We start from the raw sequence: 21,320 nt of genomic DNA, 5'->3' as shown, positions 1-21,320 counted from the left end.
GCCCCAAGAACCAGATGACATCAGGCCTGAAACTCCTTGCCGAACTCGCTGCCGGACAGCCGCTCTCGCCCGCGTGCGACCACTTCTACTTCCTGCGCCATGGACAGACCGCGTGCAACGCGCGCCGCATCTTCCAGGCCGTCGACGAGCCGCTGAGCGAGCTCGGCGTGCAGCAGGCGCACCACGCCGCTTCGATCCTCGCCGGCGAGCCGGTGCGCAGCATTCTCACGAGCGGCGTGGTGCGCGCACTGACCACCGCGCACACGGTGTCGGCGCCGCACGGCATCGCGCCGCTGGTGCTCGAAGGGCTGCGCGAGCGCAACTTCGGCGCCCTCATCGGCACCTCGTCGGCATCCATCGACTGGGCCTGCGAGCCCGAGAACGGCGAAACGCTGCCCGAATTCATCGACCGCTCGCGCGCCGCGATCGAGCATGCGCTGGCGCATCCGGGGCCGGTGCTCATCGTCGCGCACGGCGGCACGCTCTACGTGCTCGCGGCGCTCCTGGGCGTGCCGGTCGACCTTGGCGTGCTCGGCAATGCGCAACCCTTGCGATTCGAGCAGAGCGGCACCACCTGGCGCCTGAAGCCCCTCCTGCAGCAGGTGGACGGCGGGGCCGCCCTGGCCTGAACGCGCCGTTCGCCGCACTTTCCGGAAACCCATTGCCATGGACTTCAAGGACTACTACAAGATCCTCGGGCTCGAACGCGGCGCCTCGGAGGACGAGGTGCGCAAGGCCTATCGCAAGCTCGCGCGCAAGTACCACCCCGACGTCAGCAAGGAGCCCGACGCCGAGGCGCGCATGCGCGAGGTCAACGAGGCGAACGACGTGCTGCGCGACAAGGAAAAGCGCGCCGCCTACGACCAGCTCGCCGACCACGTCGCGCGCGGCGGCAGCCCCGACGGCGGATTCCAGCCGCCGCCCGGATGGGACGAGGGCTTCGAGTTCCATCGCGGACCGCACGCCGGGCCGGCCGACCATGCGGAGTTCAGCGAGTTCTTCTCCTCGCTGTTCGGTGCGGCCGAGCGGCGCGGCGCCCAGCGGCAGCACTACCGCGCACGCGGCGAGGACCACCATGCCGCGATCGAGATCGCGCTGGAGGACGCCATCAGGGGCGCCGAGCGCGAGATCACGCTGCGCTCGCAGGAGATCGACGCGCAGGGGCGTCCGCAATGGAAGACGCGCACGCTGAGCGTGAAGATCCCCGCCGGCGTGCATCCGGGCCAGTACATCCGCCTCGCGGGCCAGGGCATGCCGGGCCATGGCGGCGAGCCGCCGGGCGATCTCTACCTCGAAGTGCGCATCGCGCCGCACAAGCTCTATCGTGTCGAGGACCGCGACCTCTACATGACGTTGCCGATCACGCCGACCGAAGGCGCGCTCGGCGCGAAGGTGCAGGTGCCCACGCCCGGCGGCGGCGTCGTCGAGGTGACCGTGCCGCCCAACGCGCGCAACGGTCTGAAGCTGCGGCTCAAGGAGCGCGGCCTGCCCGGCAAGCCGCCCGGCCATCTCTACCTGCTGCTCGAAATCGCGCTGCCGCCGGCCGACAGCGATGCGGCGCGCAAGGCCTACGAGCAGCTCGCCGCTGCGGCGCCCTTCAATCCGCGCCGCCATCTTGGAGTTTGACCACATGGCTACTGTGACTGTCACGACCACCGCGCTGAGTGCTTCGCACCCCCTCGCCGCCACGGAACTCGCCCATGCCTGCGGTGCGGAAATCGACTGGGTGGTTCAATTGGTCGAGGTCGGCATCATCGAATCGCGCGAGCCGGGCAGAGAGCCCGAGCAGTGGCGCTTCCACAGCAGCGACCTGCAGTGTGCGCTCGATGCGCGCCGTCTGGAGCGCGACTTCGGCGTGGGGCTCGATGCGGCTGCGCTGATCCTCGATCTCGAACACGAGGTGCGCCGGCTCAAGGCCGTGCTGCGCGCGCAGGGACTCGGCCGCGAGATCTGAGCCCTCACTCCATTTCCGCGCCAAGCCGGCGTGGTCGCGCACGGTGGAATTCTTCGAGGCGCGGCTCGACGGGGCTTGATCGCGCCCCCAAAGTAGGCGGCGGCTGGCAGACTTCGCGCCACATGCCACGCAGAGTGGAAGCTTCGCGTCCTTTGGATGCGCCCGGAGTGCCCCCATGCCAGTGATCTGCCCCGCCTGCCAGACGGAGAACCGCGACTCTGCGATGTTCTGTCACGGATGCGCGCGCAAGCTCCCGACCTTCACCGCGACGCAGCCGTCGATGCTGGAGACCATGCGGGCGATGCCAGCTCGCCCCGTCGCCTCGACGGCTGCGGTGGCCACGCCGGTGCAGATCGAGCCGCGCTCGCTCATTGGCGTGTGGATCGGCATCGGCGTGGCGGCGTTCGTGCTGTTGGCGGGCATCGGCACGTGGTACGCGAGCCTGCTGCGCAAGCCGCCGCCCTCTGCGGCCTCCGCGACAGTGGCCTCGCGTGTCGAGCGGCCGGCCTCTGCCGCGTCGTCCTTGGCCGTTGCGGCCGACCAGCACACGGCGTCGGTACCGGCGCCGGAAACCGTCTCGCTCGGCGCATCGCTCGCCCCGGGCGAGGCCGCGGTGACGCCGGGCGGCAACGCGGCGCCAACCGACGGTCCGGCAATTCCGCCGGCGGCAGTGTCACCCCCGGTTGCCGCCTTGACGCCCTCGCCACCGCCGGCCGAACGCAGGCAGGTACCCAAGGCCGCGCCGCCAACGCGCGTCGGCGCGCTGGATCCGCGCAGCGGCTGCGAAACGCTCAACTTCGTCTTCGCCGCGCGCTGCGAGGCCGCGCACTGCGACAAGCCGCAGTACGCCCAGCATCCGCGCTGCAACCTGGTGCGCGCGCAGCGCAAGCGTGACGAGTTGCACCGCAACCCGACGCTGGCGTTCTGAGCCTGGCGCCCTAGTGTCGTGAGTTAGAAGTTCGCAAACAAAATCTCTCGACACTTGCGAGGATGTTGTCGGCGGTCTTGGACCAGACGAACGGCTTGGGGTCGTCATTGTTGTGCTTGATGTAGTGCCTGATCGCCTGTTCGAGTTGTCGTGTGGAGCGATGAGTGCCGCGGCGGATGTACTTTTGCGTCAGGGTGGCAAACCAGCGTTCGACCTGGTTCAGCCAAGACGCAGAGGTCGGCGTGAAGTGCACGTGAAAGCGCGGATGCCGGGCAAGCCAGTTCCTGATTGCAGGAGTCTTGTGTGTTCCGTAGTTGTCCATCACGAGGTGGATGTCCAGCACTTGCGGCACGTTGGCCTCGATGGTGCGCAGGAACTGCAGGAATTCGGTGCTTCGATGGCGGCGATGCAAGTCCCCGATGACCGAGCCGGTGGCAATGTCCAACGCCGCAAACAGCGTGGTGGTGCCATGGCGCTCGTAGTCGTGGGTACGCCGCTCGGGGATGCCTGGCGCCAGCGGCAGCAAGGGTTGCGTGCGATCGAGTGCCTGAATTTGGCTCTTCTCGTCCACGCACAGCACCATCGCCTTGAGCGGCGGATCAAGGTAAAGCCCGACGATGTCGCGCACCTTCTCGACGAACAGTGGATCGTTGGAGAGCTTGAAGGTCTCCTGGCGATGAGGTTGAAGTCCGAAGGCACGCCAGATGCGAGACACGGCCGTTTGGGACATCCCGGTTTCGCGCGCCATGGTGCGGGTGCTCCAATGCGTCGCCGCGACGGGGGTGCTCTCCAGCGTCTTGGCGATCACGGCGTCGACGCGCGCGTCGTCGATCGTTCGCGGTGCGCCAGGCCGAGGGGCGTCCAGCAGCCCGTCCAGCCGATGCTCGACGAATCGGGCACGCCACTTCGAAACCGTCTGCTGCGTCACGCGCTGGCGGCCTGCAACCACCTTGTTGTCCACTCCTTCGGCGCAGGCCAGAACAATGCGAGCGCGCAACGCCAGCGCCTGTGCGGTCTTACGCCGCAGCGTCAGCGCCGTGAGTTGCTCGCGTTCGGCTTCGCTCAGCACCAGTTCTGCCTTGGGTCTTCCTCGCATGGTCGCCTCGTCGTGTGTACACGGTACACGATCGATTCGACGCCATCAGATTAGTTCAATGAACTTCTAACTCACGACACTAGCAGAAGCCGAACGAATAGGGAAGCGCCCCGACCACGCTTGGCGACGATGCGGAATCGCGTCAGACTGCGCTGCGCGGTCTCGAACAACAACGCAATCTCACCGAAGGAGCGACGTTCATCATGGCTTTCCAACTGCACACCCGCATCGCGACCCTCGCCACGGCCCTCGCCCTCACCGCCTGCGCGATGCCGCAGCAGCAGCAGCCGCCGATGGCGATCACGCAGGGCAAGATCGAGCAGATCGCCCCCACCACCATCCGCAGCCCGGCCCATACCGGCGTGGGTGCGGTGGTCGGCGGCCTGACCGGCGTGGGCCTCGGCAGCCTGATCGGCGGCGGCACGGGCCGCGACGTGGCCATGGTGGCCGGCGCGATCGGCGGCTCCATGGCCGGCGCGCAGGTCGCGAACAACGCCGCCGGGTCGATGCCCGGTCAGGAAATCTTCGTGCGCACCGACAGCGGTGTGCTGGTCGAAGTGACCCAGCCCGTGGACCCCGGCCTGCGCGTGGGCCAGCGCGTGTTCATCCAGGGCCAGGGGAACGCGGCGCGCGTCGTGCCGCAGTAGCGCCACGCGCGGCGCCCGCGGTGCGCCTTACGCGGACTTGGCCTGCACCAGCTTGATGACGCTCGAGAAATCGAGCGCCCCATGGCCCGCGAGGCTGTGCGCCGCATACAGATTGCGCGCGAGCCCGCCCAGCGGCGTGGCCGCGCGCACGGCCGCCGCGTTCTCCTGCGCAAGGCCGAGGTCCTTGAGCATCAGGTCGGTGCCGAAGCCGCCCGCATAGCCCTTGGAAGCCGGCGCGTTCTCCATCACGCCCGGCAGCGGGTTGTACTTTTCGAGCGCCCAGTTGCCGCCCGAACTGCGGCGCATGATCTCCGACAGCACCTTGGGATCGAGCCCGTTGGCCACCCCCAGCGCAATGGCTTCCGAGGTGCCGATCATCAGAATGCCGAGCAGCATGTTGTTGCAGATCTTCGCGGTCTGCCCCGCGCCTGCGCCGCCCGCATGGAAGATGTTGGCGCCCATCTTCTCGAGCACCGGGCGCGCGCGTTCGAGGTCGGATGCGGCGCCGCCCACCATGAACGTCAAGGTGCCCGCGATCGCACCGCCCGTGCCGCCGGACACGGGCGCATCGATCACCGCCACGCCACGCTTCGCACCGGCCTCCGCCACCTTGCGCGAGCTCGCGGCGGCGATGGTGCTGCTGTCGATCACCAGCGTGCCCGCAGGGATCTGTTCCATGAGCCCGGGCTTGCCGTCGCCGCCGAGATAGAGCGATTCGACATGCTGGCTCGCGGGCAGCATGCTGATCACGATCTCGGCGCCTGCGATGGCCTCGGCGGTGGATGCCGCGATGCCGAGGCCGTCGCCCGCGAGCTTCTCGCAGGCCGGCTTCGAGAGGTCGAAGCCCCGGACCTCATGGCCCGCCTTCTTCAGATTCAGGGCCATCGGACCGCCCATGTTTCCGAGGCCGATAAATGCGATCTTCATACCTTGTCTCCGTATAGGTTCACCCCCAGCCTCGCCCACTTCGTGTGGCTCTGACACCCCCTCTCCGGGGGCAACCCCAGCGGCCCGGCAAAGCCGGTCCGCGGCGTTTCCCGGCTGGATGGCGACAGGTTCATGCGTCGTGGGTTCTTGCGGGGTATTGGGTTGAAAAATCAGACGAGCGCAGCCAGCGGATGCGGGCCCGGGGCACGCACGCGCAGGTGGTCTTCGATGAACTCCGGTGTGATCTCCTCGAGCGTCGCCGGGCTCCAGCGCGGATTGCGGTCCTTGTCGATCAGGAGCGCGCGAATGCCTTCGGCGAAGTCCTTGTGCGCACAGCACCCGAGCGACGCCCAGAACTCGAGCCGGAACACCTCGGCCAGCGACATGCGCGTGACGCGCTGCCAGAGCGCGAAGGACAGCGCCGCCGAACTCGGCGAGCCCTTCGCGAAAGTCGTCGCGGCGGTCTGCAGCCACGCATCGTCCGACTTCAGGCTGCGCAGGCGATGCGCGATGTCGAGAAGGTCGTCGCCGGCCATCAGATCGTTGATGGTGTCGAAGTGCTCGCGCAGCTTCGAGGGCTGCTTCTGCCCACCCTCGCCCGCCTTGGCGAGCAGGCGCGACAGCAGTGCGCGATCCGCTTTCGACTCACCCTGCCAGTTCGCGCCCGCGATGCCTTCGAGCACTTGCGCCTTGCGCTCGTGCGGCACGACGATGTCGGCCAGCCCGCAGAAGATCGCATCCGCCGCATTCAGCGGCGCGGCGGTGAGCGCGAGGAACACGCCCACACGCCCCGGCGCGCGGCGCAGGAACCAGCTTCCGCCGACATCGGGGTACAGGCCGATGTTGATCTCGGGCATCGCCACGCGGCTTTGCAGCGTGACCACCCGGTGCGACGCGCCCGCCATCAGGCCCACGCCGCCGCCCATCACGATGCCGTGTCCCCAGCACAGGAAGGGCTTGGGGAAGGTGTGGATCAGGTAGTCGAGCTCGTATTCCTCGCTGAAGAATTCCTCGGCATAGGTGTTGCGCGCGGGTCCGCATTCGAGCAGCGTCTGGTAGAGCCGGCGCAGGTCGCCGCCGGCGCAGAAGGCCTTCTCGCCCGAGGCGTCGAGCAGCACGCCGGCCACGCCGTCGTCCTGCGCCCATTCGCGCAGCTTCGGGATCAAGAGCCGCACCATCGCCACCGAGAGCGAGTTGAGCGATGCCGGCGAATTGAGCGTGGCAATGCAAAAGCGCTTGCCGTTGGCGGTCTTGATTTCGTTGAAGAGAACGACGGGATCGGTCATTGGCTGTGGTTGTTATCGGATGTCTGAATCGCCTTCGAGCAGCTTGCGGGCGACGATCATGCGCATGATTTCGTTCGTGCCTTCGAGGATCTGGTGCACGCGCGCATCGCGCACCAGCCGCTCCAGCGGGAATTCGCTCAGGTAGCCATAGCCGCCATGCAGTTGCAGCGCCTCGTTGCAGACGGTGAAGCCGGCGTCGGTGGCGAAGCGCTTGGCCATCGCGCAATAGGTGCTCGCATCGACATGGCCTGCATCGAGCTTGCTTGCGGCCATGCGCACCATCTGGCGCGCGGCGACCAGTTCCGTCGCCATGTCAGCCAGCTTGAACTGCAGCGCCTGGAAGCTCGCGAGCGGCTTGCCGAACTGCTGGCGCTCATGCAGGTAGCGGCGCGCCGCATCGAGCGCGCCCTGCGCCGCGCCGACCGAGCAGGTCGCGATGTTGATGCGCCCGCCGTCGAGCCCCTTCATCGCGATGCGGAAGCCCTCGCCTTCCTGCCCGAGCAGGTTCTCGGCCGGCACGCGCACGTTGTCGAAGTTGATGGTGCGCGTGGGCTGGCTGTTCCAGCCCATCTTGTGTTCCTTCTTGCCGTAGCTGATGCCGGGTGCATCGGCCGGCACCGCGATGGCCGAGATGCCGCTCGGGCCGCCACCACCGGTGCGCGCCATCAGCACCAGCACGTCGGTGGAACCCGCGCCTGAGATGAAGGCCTTGCCGCCGTTGATGACGTATTCGCCGCCCTGCAGTTCGGCGCGGGTCTTGAGCGAGCCGGCGTCGGAGCCCGCGCCGGGCTCGGTCAGGCAGTACGACGCGAGCTTGCGCCCGCTCGTCAGATCGGCGCCCCAGCGCTCGCGCACCGCTGGGCCGCCCCAGGTGCCGAGCATCCACGTCGCCATGTTGTGGATCGTGATGAAGGCGGTGGTCGAGGGATCGACCGCCGCCATTTCCTCGAACACCAGCGTCGCATCGAGGCGCGGCAGCGCGAGCCCTTCGATGCTTTCGGGTGCATAGAGGCCGCAGAAGCCCAGTTCACCGGCCTTGGCGATCGCTTCCCTGGGGAAGACCGCCTCCGCGTCCCACCGGGCCGCATGCGGCGCGAATTCGGCCAGCGCGAATTCGCGCGCGGTGTGCGCGAAGGCGCGCTGCTCTTCGGAAAGTTCGAAGTCCATGCCCCAAGTCTACGTTTGGAAAACTGTCTACCCCGGCCGCATCCCGTCCACCGGCCCCTTCCAGGAACACCGCGGAACCGGCTCTGCCGGGCCGCTGGTGTTGCTCCCAGCAGGGGGGTGCCCGAGCCACACGAAGTGGGCGAGGCTGGGGGGTTACTTGAGACTGATGGTGGTGTTCAGGCCGTGCGCCGTGCTGTCGTCGAACCAGCGCGAAGTCACCGTCTTGGTCTGCGTGTAGAACAGCACGACCTGCTTGCCGTAGGGCCCCAGGTCGCCGAGCTTCGACGCCCGCGAACCGGTGAACGAGAACATCGGCACCGGCACCGGGATCGGCACGTTGATGCCGACCTGGCCGACGTCGATGTCTTCCTGGAAGCGCCGCGCCGCCGCGCCGGACTGCGTGAAGATCGCGGTGCCGTTGCCGTTCGGGTTGGCGTTGATCAGCTCGATCGCGTCGTCGATGCTGTCCGCGCCGACGAGGCACAGCACCGGGCCGAAGATCTCCTGCTCGTAGATCGACATGCCGGGCTTCACGTCGGCGAACACCGTCGGGCCGACGAAGTTGCCCTTCTCGTAGCCGGGCACCGCGGGCTTGCGGCCGTCGAGCGCCAAGGTCGCGCCATCGGCCACGCCGCGTTCGATGAGGCCGGTGACGCGGTCGAACGCCGCGCACGAGACCAGCGGGCCGACGTCCACGCCCTTCTCGGTGCCCGCGCCGACCTTGAGCGTCTTGGCCTTCTCGACGAGGTCGGGAACCCAGTTGCGCGCCTCGCCCACCAGCACCGCCACCGACACCGCCATGCAGCGCTGCCCCGCCGCGCCGAAGGCCGCACCGGCCAGCGCATTGAGCGTCTGCTCCTTGCTCGCGTCGGGCATCACGATCGCGTGGTTCTTCGCGCCCATCATGCATTGCACGCGCTTGCCCGCGAGCGTCGCGCGGTTGTAGACGTGCGTGCCGACCTTGGTCGAGCCGACGAAGGAGATCGCCTTGATGTCCTTGTGGTCGCAGATCGCGTTGACCACCGCCTCGCCGCCGTGCACCACGTTGAGCACGCCGGGCGGGATGCCGGCTTCGAGCGCGAGCTCGCACAGGCGCATCGTGACCATCGGGTCCTGCTCGGAGGGCTTCAGCACGAAGGTGTTGCCGGTGACGATCGCCATCGGGAACATCCACAGCGGAATCATCGCGGGGAAGTTGAACGGCGTGATGCCCGCGCAGACGCCGAGCGGCTGCAGCACCGAGTAGGTGTCGACACCGCCGGCGACGTTGTTGGCGAACTCGCCCAGCTGCAGGTTGCCGATGCCGGCCGCGTGCTCGACCACTTCGAGGCCGCGGAACACGTCGCCCTCGGCATCGGGCAAGGTCTTGCCCTGCTCGGCCGTGAGGATCGCGGCCAGTTCGCCCATGTGCTCACGGATCAGCTGCTGGTACTTGAGGAAGATGCGCGCACGCGCGCCGATGGCCGTCTTGCGCCAGGTCTTGAAGGCTTCCTTGCCGGCGCCGACCGCGGCATCGACTTCGTCCTGCGTCGCGAACGGCACTTTGGCCAGGACCTGCTGCGTGGCCGGGTTGACGATGTTGCGCCACTCGGTGGTCTTCGACTCGACGAACTTGCCGCCGATGAGCAGCTTGACGGTGGCGACCTTCGTCGCCGGGGTGGTGGTGGCGTCCATGAACCTTGTCTCCTGAATGGGGTGCGAGTAACGATGCTAGCTTTGCACTTTTGCCATTGCAATAGACAAATACGCATGGCCGATCTGCATAATTGCACAGCATGGACTGGGACAACCTGCGCTTCTTCCTGGAGCTCGCGCGCACGGGCACGCTGGTCGGCGCGGCGCGCCGGCTGGCGGTCGATCACACCACCGTCGCGCGGCGCATCCAGGCGCTCGAAAAGGAAATCGGCAGCGCCCTCTTCTCGCGCGAATCGGACGGACATCGCCTGACTGAAGCCGGCCGCCGGCTGCAACCGCAGGTCGAGGCGATGGAGAGCGCCTTCCGCGCCGTCGAGAGCGCCGCGCCGGCCGCGAGCGAAGGGCTGTCGGGTCTGGTGCGCATCGGCGCCACCGAAGGCTTCGGCACCGTGGTGCTCGCGCCGCAACTGGCGCTGTTCGCGCAGCAGCATCCGAAGCTGGTGATCGACCTGCTCGCGATGCCGCGCCTCGTGCACCTGTCGCGGCGCGAAGCCGACATCGTGATCTCGCTCGAACGGCCGGCGCGCGGACCGGTGGTCGTCACCAAGCTGACCGACTACGTGCTGCGCCTGTATGCGTCGAAGCAGTACCTCGCGACGCACGGCGCGATCCGCACGCGCGAGGACCTGCGCGGCCACACCTTCATCAGCTACGTGGACGACCTGCTGTTCAGCAAGGAGCTGCAGTACCTCGACGAGCTCTACAAGCCCGACTCCTTCGCGCTGCGCAGCACCAGCATCCTGGCGCAGCACCAGGCGACGGCGGCCGGCGCGGGCATCGCGGTGCTGCCGGCTTTCATTGCCGAGCGCGACAAGTCATTGCGGCGCGTGCTGCCGGGCGAGGCCAACTTCATCCGTACTTTCTGGATGTCGGTGCCGGCGGAGACGCGGCATCTGGCGCGGATGAAGGCGGTGTGGGACTTTCTGAAGGAGACGGTGGAGGCGCAGCGCACCGTGCTCCTGCCGCCCGAGCGCGGCGGCGAGCCCGCCTGATTCAGAAGCTCGGAATCACCTCGGTGGACTGCGGCGCCGGCGTGTTCGCGAACACCCCGCTCGCCGCGGGCACCGGGTAGCTGATTCCCTCGGTGGGCTGCGCCTGCGCGGCCCCGGCATGCATCGCGGCAGCGTGCGAGGGATGGGTTCCGGACAGGCCTTCGATGATCGAGCCGCCGAGTCCCGCCGTCGCAAGCAATGCCAGCGAGATGATCCATTGCCATCCGAACTTTGGAAAAGAGCCCCCTGCTGATCGCTTGTTCATGACGATCACCTTCCTTCCTGACAGCCGGTCGATCGGATCGACCGTGCACGGTCAATCTAGCCGGCGATGCCGAAAGGCGCATCCCTTGCCAAAGGGATGACTAGGGCCACACGGGTGGATGGCTACCAGGCGGCATCGAAGGCCGGGGCCACGCGGCCGGTGTACGCGACAGTCGTGCACTGTGGCTGAGGCCCGTCAGCTCGCCAAAGCCGGAATGCGAGGTTTCCAGGAAGGGAGTCTTGTCAGGAACCGCGATCTTCAAGCCATCGGGCAGACGACCCAGCCCGCGCAGCCATTGCCCCGTCTGCGCCAGCGACACCTGCACGTGCCAGCTTCCGCCTTCGCGCTGCTGGCGGCACATCGCGGCGGACGCCCCCAGGGCGATGAGGTAGCCGGTCGCTTCGTCGAGGATCTGCATCGGCAGCGGCCTGGGCTTGCCGCCGCCCGCGGCCTCGCCCTCGGCATGGTTGAAGCCCATGGCGGTCTGCACGAGCGAGTCGAAGCCGCGGCGCGATGCCCACGGACCTTGCGTGCCGTAGGCGGTAAGCGAAACATGGACGATGCCCGGACGCGCACGCGCAGCCGCGTCCGGACCGAATCCGAGCGCCGCGATACCGCCCGGGCGATAGCCCTGGATGAAGACGTGCGCGTCCTTCAGCAAGCGGCCGAGCGCATCGCGTCCCGCTTCGCTTCGCAGGTCGATGTGCGTGGAAAGCTTGCCGCGGCTGGTGTCCGCGACCGCTTCGATGTTCGGCAGATCCGGCGAATTGACGAGCATCACGTCCGCGCCATAGGCCGCCAGCGCGCGACCGCCGACGGGACCGGCGAGGATGCGCGTGAGGTCCAGCACGCGCACGCCGGCAAGCGGACGTGCATCGGCCGCGAGCGGCGGCAGCGCCAGCGGCGGTGCATCGCCGATGCGATCGATGGTGAAGAGCGGCTGGCCCGCCAGGGCCTGGCCTTGCGGCGTGGCATCCCATTCGTCGAAACGCCGCAATGCGGTCGCAACCAGCCCCTGGGCGGCAGCCGCATCCTCGAAGTCCTGCGCCTTCCACGACTGCATCGCCGCTTCGGCATCCGCGCGTTGCGCCGTGCCCGGATCGAGGCCCAGCAGCCGCAAAGCGCCTGCGCGGTGGTGCGCGAAGTTGGCATGGATGCGCACCCAGCCATCAGAGGCGCGATACAGGCCCGAGAACGCATCCCACAGCTCCGGCACGCGGCCATCGATGCTGAACCAGCCGGTGCATTCGAGCGCCGCATGCAGCATGTCCACCGCCACCTGCTGGCGCGGCGCACCGCGCACATGGCCCAGCTCGCATGCGGCGAGTGCAGCGGCGGCAATGGTGCTCTGCGCGGCTGCACCGACCGCGAAGGACGAAGGCAGGACCGGATCCGCGCCGCTGAGTTGGACGCAGGTCAGCGCATCCTCGGGCAATCCGGCCATTCGCCAGATTCCGCCCAACGCGTCGTTCGCAATCATGTTCGGACCTCCATGCAAAGGCAGAGGCGGCCCCGCGCTCAGCGTGTGGCGGACTCCGGTTCAGCCAGCGCGGCGTCGACCAGGGCGACGTGACCACCGCCGTCCGCGTCCACGATCCGCACGATGTCGGGAAACTTCTCGAGGAAGCTCGTGAAGCTGCTGCAGCCCAGCGTCCGTTCGTCGAAGGCCGGCATGAGGCGCTTCATCAGGGACTTGAGCGCGCCGCGCTGCACGTAGTTGTCGCCTTGCCGCGCGACAAGCTGCGTCAGCGACTTGATCAGGGTTTCGCGCGCTTCATCGACCGACAGAAGCGTCGGCAACTCAGGCTCGGAAGGTGCCGCGGTAGCGTCCGGCGCGGGTTCGACGGGCACCTCGGAAGCCGCTTGTGCCGGCGGGACCGCTGCGGCCGCGGCCGAGGCTGCAAGCTCGCTGGCCTCGCTGAGCTCGACCAGCGCACGATAGAACTTGAACTCGTTGCAGCTCGCGATCCAGAAGCGGTTGCTGTTGTTCTCGACGCCCACGCCCGCGACGAAGCGGCCCGCCTGCTTGGCCTTCTGCGCCAGGCTGATGAAATCGCTGTCGCTCGATACGATCACGACGTGCGTCAGGTGCGGATGCGCATGGATGTCGCTCAGCGCGTCGAGCGCCATCCGGATGTCGGCGCTGTTCTTCATGTTTGCGCCACGGGGGAACATCTGGATCAGGTCGATGCCCGCGCCGTTGAGCGCATCGCGGTACCGCGCGAAGAACTGCCAGTTGCCGTACGCGCGATGAATGATCACATCGCCGAACGACGCAGCGTAGTCGAGCACCGGGGTCACGTCGACCACCGGCGCCTGAACGCTCATGCGATGGTCGCGGTAGTAGTCCTGCCCGTTCTTCTGGTCGGTCAGGACCGCGTGCAGGTTCTCGAAATCCCAGTAGATCGCGACCTTCGCTTCGCCGTTGGCTTTCATCTCCGGGAGATTACTGGATCAGCTTCGGCCCGGTCTTCGACTGGATCTGGTCGAAGCTCACGCCCGGGGCCAGTTCGATCACCTTCAGGCCCTTCGGCGTCACGTCGATCACGCCGAGGTCGGTGATGATGCGGTCGACCACGCCCACGCCGGTCAGCGGCAGCGAGCAGTGGTCGAGGATCTTGAGGTCCTCGGTGCCGTCCTTCTTCCTGGCGACGTGTTCCATCAGCACGATCACGCGCTTGACGCCCGCGACGAGGTCCATCGCGCCGCCCATGCCCTTGACCATCTTGCCGGGGATCATCCAGTTGGCGAGGTCGCCCTTCTCGCTCACCTGCATCGCGCCGAGGATCGAGAGGTTGATCTTGCCGCCGCGGATCATCGCGAAGCTGTCATGGCTGCCGAAGATCGCGCTGCCGGGCAGCGTGGTCACGGTCTGCTTGCCGGCGTTGATGAGGTCGGCGTCCACCTGGTCTTCGGTCGGGAAGGGGCCGATGCCGAGCATGCCGTTCTCGCTCTGCAGCCAGACTTCCTTGTCGCCGACGAAGTTCGCGACCAGCGTGGGGATGCCGATGCCGAGGTTGACGTAGAAGCCGTCTTCGAGTTCCTGGGCCGCGCGCGCGGCCATCTGGTCCTGGTTCCAGGGCATGTCAGGCTCCTTTTTTGCTGCTGTTCTTGATGGGCGCGGGCACTTCGCTGCCGGCGGCGGCTTGCGCGATCGCGGCCTGTGCCTCGACCTTGGCAGCGGCGGCATCGACCGACGCGCTCACGGTGCGCTTCTCGATGCGCTTCTCGGGCGTCGCGTTGAGCACGATGCGGTGCACGTAAATGCCCGGCAGGTGGATGTCGTCCGGCGCGATCTCGCCGACTTCGACGATCTTCTCGACCTCGACGATGCAGATCTTGCCGGCCATCGCGGCAGCGGGATTGAAGTTGCGCGCCGTCAGGCGGAAGCGCAGGTTGCCGGACTTGTCGGCCACGTCGGCCTTGACCAGCGCGACGTCGGGCACCAGCGAGCGTTCCATGACGTAGGTCTCGCCGTCGAACTCGCGCAGTTCCTTGCCTTCGGCGACCTGGGTGCCGACGCCGGTCTTGGTGAAGAAGGCCGGGATGCCGGCGCCGCCGGCGCGCAGCTTCTCGGCCAGCGTGCCCTGGGGCGTGAATTCGAGCTCGAGCTCACCCGCGAGGTACTGGCGCTCGAACTCCTTGTTCTCGCCGACGTAGCTCGCGACCATCTTCTTGATCTGGCGCGTCTCGAGCAGCCTGCCGAGGCCGAAGCCGTCGACGCCCGCGTTGTTCGAGATGCAGGTGAGGTTCTTGACGCCGGAATCGTGCAGTGCATCGATCAGCGCCTCGGGGATGCCGCAGAGGCCGAAGCCCCCGACAGCGAGGGTCTGGCCATCGGCCACGACGCCCTTGAGCGCCGCGTCGGCGGAGGGGTAGATCTTGTTCGCCATGGTTCCTCGTTCGGTGGTGGGTGATGGTGAATTCGGGAGCGTAGACGATACTACGTATATACATACGTAGTATTTCGTAATGGAGACACCCGACAAGGATCTGCCGGCCGTCGACTACCGGCTCGCCTTCGAACTCGCGCCGGTCGGAATGGTGCTGTCGCGCCACCGCATCATCGTGGATTGCAACGCCCGCGTGTGCGAGATGTTCGGCGCCACGCGCGATGCGCTCGTCGGCCAGTCCTTCCAGGTGCTCTACCCGAGCGTCGCCGAATTCGAGCGCATCGGCAAGCGCATGGAGCCGATCCTCAATGCAAGCGGACGTTACGCCGACAACCGCATGATGAAGCGGCTGGGCAATCTGCATGGCATGTTCGCGGGCGAGACCTTCTGGTGCCACGTGAGCGGACAGGCCCTCAATCGCGCCGCGCCGCACGAGGCCGGCATCTGGACCTTCGAGGACCTGGGCTCGCGCCGCTCGGTCAAGGCCGAGCTCACGCCGCGCGAGCGCGAGGTGGCGGCGCAGGTGATGCAGGGCCGCACCTCGAAGGAGATCGGCAAGGCGTTGCAGATCAGTCATCGCACCGTCGAGATCCACCGCGCGCGCCTGATGCGCAAGTACGCTGCCGCCACCACCGCCGAACTGGTCCAGAAGCTGATTGCGGGATAGATGGAGGCACCGATGAACCGCTACCTCGACCCCGCCAAGCCGCATCACCGCGAACGCGGCTTCCAGAACAACTACGAGGAGTTCCAGCCCCGGAGCCTGGCGGAGTTGCTGCGCTGGCGCCGGCAGGCCTTGCGCGACCATCTGCCACCGCCCCCGCTCGCGCCGACGCCGCGCGTGACGCCCGAGCTCGAATGGCTGCACGCCAACGCCCGCGCCGGCACCGCGATGGTGCCCTGCTTCACCTGGGTCGGCCATGCGACGGTGCTGGTGCAGATGGGCGGGCTCACGATGCTGACCGATCCGATGTTCTCGCTGCGCGCATCGCCGCTGCGCTTCGCGGGGCCGAAGCGGCAAACGCCGCCGGGGATCGAACTGCCGCAGCTGCCGCGCGTGGATCTGGTGCTGGTGTCGCACAACCATTACGACCATCTCGATGCGCTGTCGGTGGATGCGCTCAACCGGCAGCCGGGCGGTCCGCCGCTGTTCGTGGTCCCGCTGGGCATCAAGCCCTGGCTGGAAGGTCGCCGCATCCGCCATGCGGTGGAACTGGACTGGTGGGACCGGCACTCGATGCCCGGCGCGCACGGCGAGGTGGAGATCGCGCTCGTGCCCGCGCAGCACTGGTCGTCGCGCAGCCCTCGCGATGCGATGGCGACCCTCTGGGGCGGCTTCGCGGTGCTGGCGCCGGACTGCCATCTGCTCTACACCGGCGACACCGGCTACTCGCGCGACTTCGCCGACATCCGCCGGCACTTCAGCGACCGGCAGACGCCGGAGCAAGGCGGTGGCTTCGACATCGCGCTGATCCCGATCGGCGCCTATGCGCCGCGCTGGTTCATGAAGAGCCAGCACGCGGATATCGAGGAGGCATTGCGCATCCATGCCGACGTGGGCGCCAAGTGCTCGCTCGGCATCCATTGGGGCGTTTTCGCATTGAGCGACGAGGCGATCGACGAGCCGCCCCGCAAGCTGGCCGAAGTGCGCGAAGCGCAAGGCATGGCGGAAGACGCCTTCTTCGTGACCGCCGTCGGCGAAACTCGAAGGCTCACCCGGCGCGGCGGAACGTCAGGTTGAACCGGCAGGCGCCGGTCAGCGGATGCTCGGCTTCCTTCAGCGGCAGCACGCCGTGATAGTGCAGGCGCGCCGGCCCGCCCCACACCACCACGTCGCCATGCGCGAGCGGCACGCGCTGCGACTTGTGCGATCGCGTGGCGCCCCCGAAGAGAAACACCGCCGGGATGCCGAGCGAGACCGAAACGATCGGCTGGCCGTAGTCGCGCTCGTTGCGGTCCTGATGCAGCGAGAGGCGCGTGCCCGGCTCGTAGCGGTTGACGAGGCAGGCATCGGGGACGAAGCCTTCGAAACCCGCCTGCGATGCGGCGTCGCTCGCGAGGCGCACGAACACATCCGGCATGCGCGGCCAGGGATGGCCGCTTTCGGGGTCGATGGGGTCGTAGCGGTAGCCGGTGCGGTCGGTGACCCAGCCGAGATCGCCGCAGTTGGTCATCGCGACCGACATGGTGAAACCGCCGGGCGTGACCATATGGCGCAGCGGTGCCTGCTCGGTCACCTGCCGGACCGCATCCAGCAGGGCCGCTTCATCGGCCTTCGCGAACCGCCGCAGCACCACCGCGCCGGGGCCGAGCGGCAGGGACTCGGACACCACCCCGTCGTCGAAGAGATCCTGCGTCATGGCTCGCTGCTCACTGGGCATCGTGAAAGATGATCCCGGCCGTATGCCGCCTGCCCGAACGCACACGACTCACACCGTGTCGCAGATTCACACGATAGGCACCACGCGTGCCCTGCACCGGCCGGTGATGCACCGCGATCACGGCCGCATCGCCCTGCCGCAGCGGCAGCACCATCGGGCGCGACTGCATGCGCGGGCGCTGCTCCGTCATCACGAACTCGCCGCCGGTGAAATCGCGGCCGGGCTCGGAGAGCAGGATCACCACCTGCAAGGGAAACACATGCTCGCCGTAGAGGTCCTGATGCAGGCAGTTGTAGTCGTCACGCTGGTACTGCAGCAGCAAGGGCGTGGGCCGCAACTGCCCCGCCGCATGGCAGCGATCGATGAACTCGGCATGCCGCGGCGGATAGCGCACGTCGATGTCCATGATCTCGTTCCACCGGTTGGCGATCGGCACCAGATGCGGATAGAGCCGCTCGCGCAGGGCCGCGATCGGCTCCGGCAGCGGATAGGCGAAGTATTTGTATTCCCCGCGCCCGAAGCCGTGCCGCTCCATCACCACGCGGCTGCGAAAGGGCTTCTCGGCCGCGTAGAGGCCGGCCAGCGATTCGCACTCGCCGGGCGCGAGCAGCGACGGCAGCAGCGCGCAGCCCTGGTCGTCGAGATCGGCTTCGGCCTGCGCCCAGTCCATCTGCGCCACCCGTTCCTTCCACGTCGTCATTAAAGAACCTTCGCGCAGCGGCGCTTCGGTATTCGCCTTGGGGCGGCCCGGCGGCTCATGCAGCTTCGGCTTCCCGGCGCAGCAGCGCGCTCTTTCGCTCGACGCCCCAGCGGTAGCCCGAGAGGCCGCCGTCGCTGCGCACCACGCGATGACACGGGATCGCCACCGCGAGCGCATTCGCGCCGCAGGCCTGCGCCACCGCGCGCACCGACTTCGGCGCACCGATGCGCTCGGCGATCTCGCCGTAGCTGGCCGTCTCGCCGACCGGAATCTCGCGCAGCGCCTGCCACACGCGCTGCTGGAAGGCGGTGCCGCGCACGTCCAGCGGCAGATCGAGTCCGACCCGCGGTGCCTCGACGAAGCCGACCACCTTCGCGACCAGCGCTTCGAATCCGGCATCGCCGCCGATCAGCCGCGCACGCGGGAACTGGTCCTGCAGGTCGCGCGCCAGCGCATCGGGATCGTCGCCCAGCGCGATCGCGCAAATGCCGCGCTCGCTTTGCGCCACGAGGATCGCGCCCAGCGCGCACTGGCCGATGGCGAAGCGGATCTCGGTGTCCGCGCCGCCGGAACGCCATGCGGTCGGCGTCATGCCGAGGATCTCGTTCGAGTCCTCGTAGAAGCGGCCGTTGGAGTTGTAGCCGGCGTCGTAGATCGCCTCGGTGACCGTGTCGCTGCGCGTCAGCTCGCGGCGCACCCGGCTCGCGCGATGCGCCGCTGCATAGGCCTTGGGCGTCACGCCGGTCACTTCCTTGAAGAGCCGGTGCAGGTGCCAGGGGCTGAGCCCGGCGCGCGCGGCGAGCTCGTCCAGCGTCGGCACCTGCTCGGCGCTCTCGATGTGGCGGCAGAGATCCGCCACGAGCTCCGCCTGCCGGCTGGAGCGCGCCGGCTCGTCGGGCCGGCAGCGCCTGCACGGGCGGAAGCCCGCGCGCTCGGCATCGGCCGCCGTGGCGTGGAACTCGATGTTCTCCGGCCGCGCCCGGCGCGACGCGCAGGACGGCCGGCAGTACACGCCCGTGCTGCGTACCGAATAGAAGAAGCTGCCGTCGGCCTTCGCATCGCGCGCGACCACCGCGGCCCAGCGTGGATCGCTCACCGTGGCGAGGGCACGTGTTTCGTTGTCATTGCGCATGTTCATCTTGCGTCCTTCAGTGTCGTTGATCGGTGCATTCACTGTAGGGATCGGGGTCGGAAGGCGCACTCCGCCGCTTGCTTTCGAATTCGATCGTAGGACGATGCCGACAGCGTCCGGCCCGATTCAGCCCCCGGCCTACGGAGCCGCGGCCGGCTCATCGTTAACATTTGCGCCACATGATCGACCGTCGCTCACTCCTCTCCGCCGGCGGCGCCTCCCTGGCGCTCGCTTCCCTGGGCATCTCCGCCGATGCGTTCGCAGCCGCCGGGCTCCAGTTGAGCCAGCCGAGGCCCTTCTCCTTCGAGCGCCTCGTCGCGTTCGCGAAGACGCTGGGCGCGCAACCGTACGTCGCCGACCGGTCCCTGCCGGCCGACATCCTGGAGAAGATCGACTACGACGCGCACGGCAAGATCAAGTTCAACACCGACAACGCCCTGTTCCGCGACGGCCCGGGCCAGTTCCCGGTCACCTTCTTCCACCTCGGCCGCTACTTCCAGGTGCCGGTGCACATGCACGTGCTGGAAAACGCGGGCGGCGACGCCTTCGCGCGCGAGATCGTCTACGACCCGGGGTACTTCGCGATGCCGCCCGACAGCCCCGCGCACCAGTTGCAGGGCGGCGCCGGCTTCGCCGGCTTTCGCCTGCAGGAAAGCCGCCTCGGCGACCAGAAGAAGCTGCCGTGGCAGACCAACGACTGGGTGGCCTTCCTCGGCGCTTCGTATTTCCGCGCCATCGGCGAGCTGTTCCAGTACGGCCTGTCGGCGCGCGGCATCGCGCTCGATGCCGCCATGCCCGATCGCGCCGAGGAGTTCCCGACCTTCACCCAGTTCTACTTCGAGCCGCCGGCCAATGATTCATCGAACGCCATGACGGTCTACGCCGTGCTCGAAGGGCCCAGCGTCGCCGGCGCCTACAAGTTCGTGCTGCAACGGGGCAAGGCGGTGCTGATGGACATCGACGCGCGCCTCTTCCTGCGCCGCGACATCGGCCGCTTCGGCCTGACGCCGCTGACCTCGATGTTCTGGTATTCGGAGACCGTGAAACCCACCGGCATCGACTGGCGCCCCGAGGTGCACGATTCGGACGGCCTGGCGATGTGGAACGGTGCGGGCGAACGCATCTGGCGGCCGCTCAACAACCCCGCGCAGACCCGCGCATCGGCCTTCAGCGACAACAACCCGCACGGCTTCGGGCTCCTGCAGCGCGACCGCGCGTTCGACCACTACCAGGACGGCGTCTACTACGACAAGCGCCCGAGCCTCTGGGTCGAGCCGCTCGGCCAATGGGGCGAAGGCTCGGTGCAGCTGATCGAGATCCCGACCGACGACGAGATCCACGACAACATCCTCGCCTGCTGGGTGCCGAAGGCGCCGGCCAAGGCCGGATCGAGCTTCGAACTCAAGTACCGGCTGCACTGGTCGGCCGAGGAACCCTTCCCGTCGCCGCTGGCGCGCTGCGTCGCCACCCGCATCGGGCGCGGCGGCCAGCCCGGCACTCCACGGCCGCAGGGCGTGCGCAAGTTCATGGTCGAGTTCATCGGCAAGCCGCTCGAATCACTGCCCTTCGGCGTCAAGCCCGAACTGGTGCTGACGGCTTCGCGCGGCAAGTTCTCCTACATCTTCACGGAAGCGGTGCCGGACGGCGTGCCGGGGCACTGGCGGGCGCAGTTCGATTTCACGCCCGAAGGGCCGGAGCCGGTGGATATGCGGCTCTTCATGAAGAACAGGGATCAGACGCTGACGGAAACCTGGCTCTACCAGTTCCAACCCTTCTGACCCCCGCGCGGGTCGTTACTGCCCTTGATACCCAGCAGTTCGATCTCGAAGTTGAGCGTCGCATCCGGCGGGATCACCCCGCCCGCGCCGCGCTTGCCGTAGGCGATCCCCGGCGGGCAGGTCAGCCTGGCCTTGCCGCCGACCTTCATGAGCTGCACGCCCTCGGTCCAGCACGGGATCACGCCGTTCAGCGGAAATTCGGCCGGCTCGCCGCGCTTGAAGGAGCTGTCGAACTCCTTGCCGTCCGGGAAGGTGCCGCGGTAGTGCACCCGCACGACGTCGGTGGCGGCCGGCGATGCGCCCTTGCCGTCCACGAGCGACTCGAAGACGAGCCCGCTCGGCTTGGTCACGGGCGCCGATTGCGCGAAGGCGGTCGGCAGGACGAACGTCGAAACGACGGCGGCACAGAGAATGGTTCGCACGGAAACCCCTTTGATGATTGAGTGAACGGGTTCATTATTGCCGCGGCCACGCTGCCA

Annotated in this window: 23 protein-coding genes; 9 read left to right on the top strand and 14 right to left on the bottom strand. The window is 67.9% G+C overall.

Features of this window, described 5'->3' with window-relative positions; translation table 11 throughout:
* The first annotated feature begins 14 nt into the window (after positions 1–14).
* The 4 genes from VAR608DRAFT_RS25295 (at position 15) to VAR608DRAFT_RS25280 (ending at position 2,882) form a co-directional block, all read left to right on the top strand.
* The gene (locus VAR608DRAFT_RS25295; protein WP_088956575.1) at positions 15–629 is read left to right on the top strand and encodes a histidine phosphatase family protein; all 615 of its coding nucleotides are present in this window, start codon (positions 15–17) and stop codon (positions 627–629) included.
* Between the two features lie 37 nt (positions 630–666).
* The gene (locus tag VAR608DRAFT_RS25290) at positions 667–1,626 is read left to right on the top strand and encodes a DnaJ C-terminal domain-containing protein (protein WP_088956574.1); all 960 of its coding nucleotides are present in this window, start codon (positions 667–669) and stop codon (positions 1,624–1,626) included.
* Between the two features lie 4 nt (positions 1,627–1,630).
* On the top strand, positions 1,631–1,954 hold the full coding sequence (locus VAR608DRAFT_RS25285) for a chaperone modulator CbpM (RefSeq protein ID WP_088956573.1): 324 nt from the start codon (positions 1,631–1,633) through the stop codon (positions 1,952–1,954).
* A gap of 175 nt (positions 1,955–2,129) precedes the next feature.
* Positions 2,130–2,882: a zinc ribbon domain-containing protein gene (locus VAR608DRAFT_RS25280; RefSeq protein WP_088956572.1), complete on the top strand. Its 753-nt coding sequence runs from the start codon at positions 2,130–2,132 to the stop codon at positions 2,880–2,882.
* A gap of 10 nt (positions 2,883–2,892) precedes the next feature.
* Here the strand turns inward: VAR608DRAFT_RS25280 and VAR608DRAFT_RS25275 are convergent, their stop codons facing one another.
* Positions 2,893–3,978 (bottom strand): IS630 family transposase, encoded by a 1,086-nt coding sequence (locus VAR608DRAFT_RS25275; protein WP_088952391.1) that lies wholly within the window; start codon positions 3,976–3,978, stop codon positions 2,893–2,895.
* Between the two features lie 203 nt (positions 3,979–4,181).
* Here VAR608DRAFT_RS25275 and VAR608DRAFT_RS25270 point away from each other — a divergent pair, with 203 nt between their 5' ends.
* Positions 4,182–4,625, top strand: a complete 444-nt coding sequence (locus VAR608DRAFT_RS25270) for a hypothetical protein (protein ID WP_088956571.1) — start codon at positions 4,182–4,184, stop codon at positions 4,623–4,625.
* Between the two features lie 27 nt (positions 4,626–4,652).
* Here the strand turns inward: VAR608DRAFT_RS25270 and mmsB are convergent, their stop codons facing one another.
* The 4 genes from mmsB to VAR608DRAFT_RS25250 all read right to left on the bottom strand — a co-directional run bounded on the left by mmsB (position 4,653) and on the right by VAR608DRAFT_RS25250 (position 9,679).
* A complete protein-coding gene (gene mmsB / locus VAR608DRAFT_RS25265; RefSeq protein WP_088956570.1) occupies positions 4,653–5,552 on the bottom strand; it encodes a 3-hydroxyisobutyrate dehydrogenase in 900 nt (299 codons plus the stop codon).
* Positions 5,553–5,722: 170 nt separating this feature from the next.
* The gene (locus VAR608DRAFT_RS25260; protein ID WP_088956569.1) at positions 5,723–6,838 is read right to left on the bottom strand and encodes an enoyl-CoA hydratase/isomerase family protein; all 1,116 of its coding nucleotides are present in this window, start codon (positions 6,836–6,838) and stop codon (positions 5,723–5,725) included.
* 12 nt (positions 6,839–6,850) lie between these two features.
* The gene (locus VAR608DRAFT_RS25255; protein WP_088956568.1) at positions 6,851–8,005 is read right to left on the bottom strand and encodes an acyl-CoA dehydrogenase family protein; all 1,155 of its coding nucleotides are present in this window, start codon (positions 8,003–8,005) and stop codon (positions 6,851–6,853) included.
* Between the two features lie 153 nt (positions 8,006–8,158).
* The gene (locus VAR608DRAFT_RS25250) at positions 8,159–9,679 is read right to left on the bottom strand and encodes a CoA-acylating methylmalonate-semialdehyde dehydrogenase (protein ID WP_088956567.1); all 1,521 of its coding nucleotides are present in this window, start codon (positions 9,677–9,679) and stop codon (positions 8,159–8,161) included.
* Positions 9,680–9,780: 101 nt separating this feature from the next.
* Between VAR608DRAFT_RS25250 and VAR608DRAFT_RS25245 the strand changes: the two genes are divergently transcribed.
* Positions 9,781–10,692 (top strand): LysR family transcriptional regulator, encoded by a 912-nt coding sequence (locus tag VAR608DRAFT_RS25245; protein ID WP_088956566.1) that lies wholly within the window; start codon positions 9,781–9,783, stop codon positions 10,690–10,692.
* A gap of 1 nt (position 10,693) precedes the next feature.
* On the opposite strand, the gene VAR608DRAFT_RS25240 is transcribed toward VAR608DRAFT_RS25245, so the two are convergent.
* The 5 genes from VAR608DRAFT_RS25240 to VAR608DRAFT_RS25220 form a co-directional block, all read right to left on the bottom strand.
* On the bottom strand, positions 10,694–10,957 hold the full coding sequence (locus VAR608DRAFT_RS25240) for a hypothetical protein (protein WP_088956565.1): 264 nt from the start codon (positions 10,955–10,957) through the stop codon (positions 10,694–10,696).
* A 100-nt stretch (positions 10,958–11,057) separates the two neighbouring features.
* Positions 11,058–12,437: a CoA transferase gene (locus tag VAR608DRAFT_RS25235; RefSeq protein ID WP_088956564.1), complete on the bottom strand. Its 1,380-nt coding sequence runs from the start codon at positions 12,435–12,437 to the stop codon at positions 11,058–11,060.
* Positions 12,438–12,475: 38 nt separating this feature from the next.
* A complete protein-coding gene (locus VAR608DRAFT_RS25230) occupies positions 12,476–13,393 on the bottom strand; it encodes an NYN domain-containing protein (RefSeq protein ID WP_088956563.1) in 918 nt (305 codons plus the stop codon).
* A gap of 10 nt (positions 13,394–13,403) precedes the next feature.
* Complete coding sequence (locus VAR608DRAFT_RS25225; protein ID WP_088956562.1) at positions 13,404–14,042, bottom strand: 3-oxoacid CoA-transferase subunit B; 639 nt, start codon at positions 14,040–14,042, stop codon at positions 13,404–13,406.
* Between the two features lies 1 nt (position 14,043).
* A complete protein-coding gene (locus VAR608DRAFT_RS25220) occupies positions 14,044–14,850 on the bottom strand; it encodes a CoA transferase subunit A (protein ID WP_088956561.1) in 807 nt (268 codons plus the stop codon).
* Between the two features lie 100 nt (positions 14,851–14,950).
* Here VAR608DRAFT_RS25220 and VAR608DRAFT_RS25215 point away from each other — a divergent pair, with 100 nt between their 5' ends.
* Both VAR608DRAFT_RS25215 and VAR608DRAFT_RS25210 read left to right on the top strand, forming a co-directional pair.
* On the top strand, positions 14,951–15,517 hold the full coding sequence (locus VAR608DRAFT_RS25215) for a LuxR C-terminal-related transcriptional regulator (RefSeq protein WP_088958965.1): 567 nt from the start codon (positions 14,951–14,953) through the stop codon (positions 15,515–15,517).
* Positions 15,518–15,529: 12 nt separating this feature from the next.
* The gene (locus VAR608DRAFT_RS25210) at positions 15,530–16,591 is read left to right on the top strand and encodes an MBL fold metallo-hydrolase (RefSeq protein WP_231972955.1); all 1,062 of its coding nucleotides are present in this window, start codon (positions 15,530–15,532) and stop codon (positions 16,589–16,591) included.
* Here VAR608DRAFT_RS25210 and alkB read toward each other — a convergent pair.
* The 3 genes from alkB to ada are packed head-to-tail and all read right to left on the bottom strand — an operon-like array spanning position 16,563 to position 19,069.
* Complete coding sequence (gene alkB, locus VAR608DRAFT_RS25205; RefSeq protein WP_088956559.1) at positions 16,563–17,210, bottom strand: DNA oxidative demethylase AlkB; 648 nt, start codon at positions 17,208–17,210, stop codon at positions 16,563–16,565. The genes VAR608DRAFT_RS25210 and alkB overlap by 29 nt on opposite strands.
* A gap of 10 nt (positions 17,211–17,220) precedes the next feature.
* Positions 17,221–17,931 (bottom strand): 2OG-Fe(II) oxygenase, encoded by a 711-nt coding sequence (locus VAR608DRAFT_RS25200; RefSeq protein WP_088956558.1) that lies wholly within the window; start codon positions 17,929–17,931, stop codon positions 17,221–17,223.
* A 55-nt stretch (positions 17,932–17,986) separates the two neighbouring features.
* Positions 17,987–19,069 carry a bifunctional DNA-binding transcriptional regulator/O6-methylguanine-DNA methyltransferase Ada gene (gene ada / locus VAR608DRAFT_RS25195; RefSeq protein ID WP_088956557.1) on the bottom strand — a complete coding sequence of 361 codons (1,083 nt, stop codon included), beginning with the start codon at positions 19,067–19,069 and terminating at the stop codon, positions 17,987–17,989.
* 173 nt (positions 19,070–19,242) lie between these two features.
* Between ada and VAR608DRAFT_RS25190 the strand changes: the two genes are divergently transcribed.
* Positions 19,243–20,841 carry a glucan biosynthesis protein gene (locus tag VAR608DRAFT_RS25190; protein WP_088956556.1) on the top strand — a complete coding sequence of 533 codons (1,599 nt, stop codon included), beginning with the start codon at positions 19,243–19,245 and terminating at the stop codon, positions 20,839–20,841.
* On the opposite strand, the gene VAR608DRAFT_RS25185 is transcribed toward VAR608DRAFT_RS25190, so the two are convergent.
* Positions 20,820–21,263 carry an FKBP-type peptidyl-prolyl cis-trans isomerase gene (locus VAR608DRAFT_RS25185; RefSeq protein ID WP_088956555.1) on the bottom strand — a complete coding sequence of 148 codons (444 nt, stop codon included), beginning with the start codon at positions 21,261–21,263 and terminating at the stop codon, positions 20,820–20,822. The two genes, VAR608DRAFT_RS25190 and VAR608DRAFT_RS25185, sit on opposite strands and share 22 nt — an antisense overlap.
* Between the last annotated feature and the right edge of the window lie 57 nt (positions 21,264–21,320).

This window comes from Variovorax sp. HW608 (assembly GCF_900090195.1).
In the GTDB taxonomy this organism is placed as follows: domain Bacteria; phylum Pseudomonadota; class Gammaproteobacteria; order Burkholderiales; family Burkholderiaceae_C; genus Variovorax.
The sequence above is the reverse complement of the archived record's forward strand: the minus strand, read 5'-3'. Positions and strand labels throughout refer to the sequence as shown.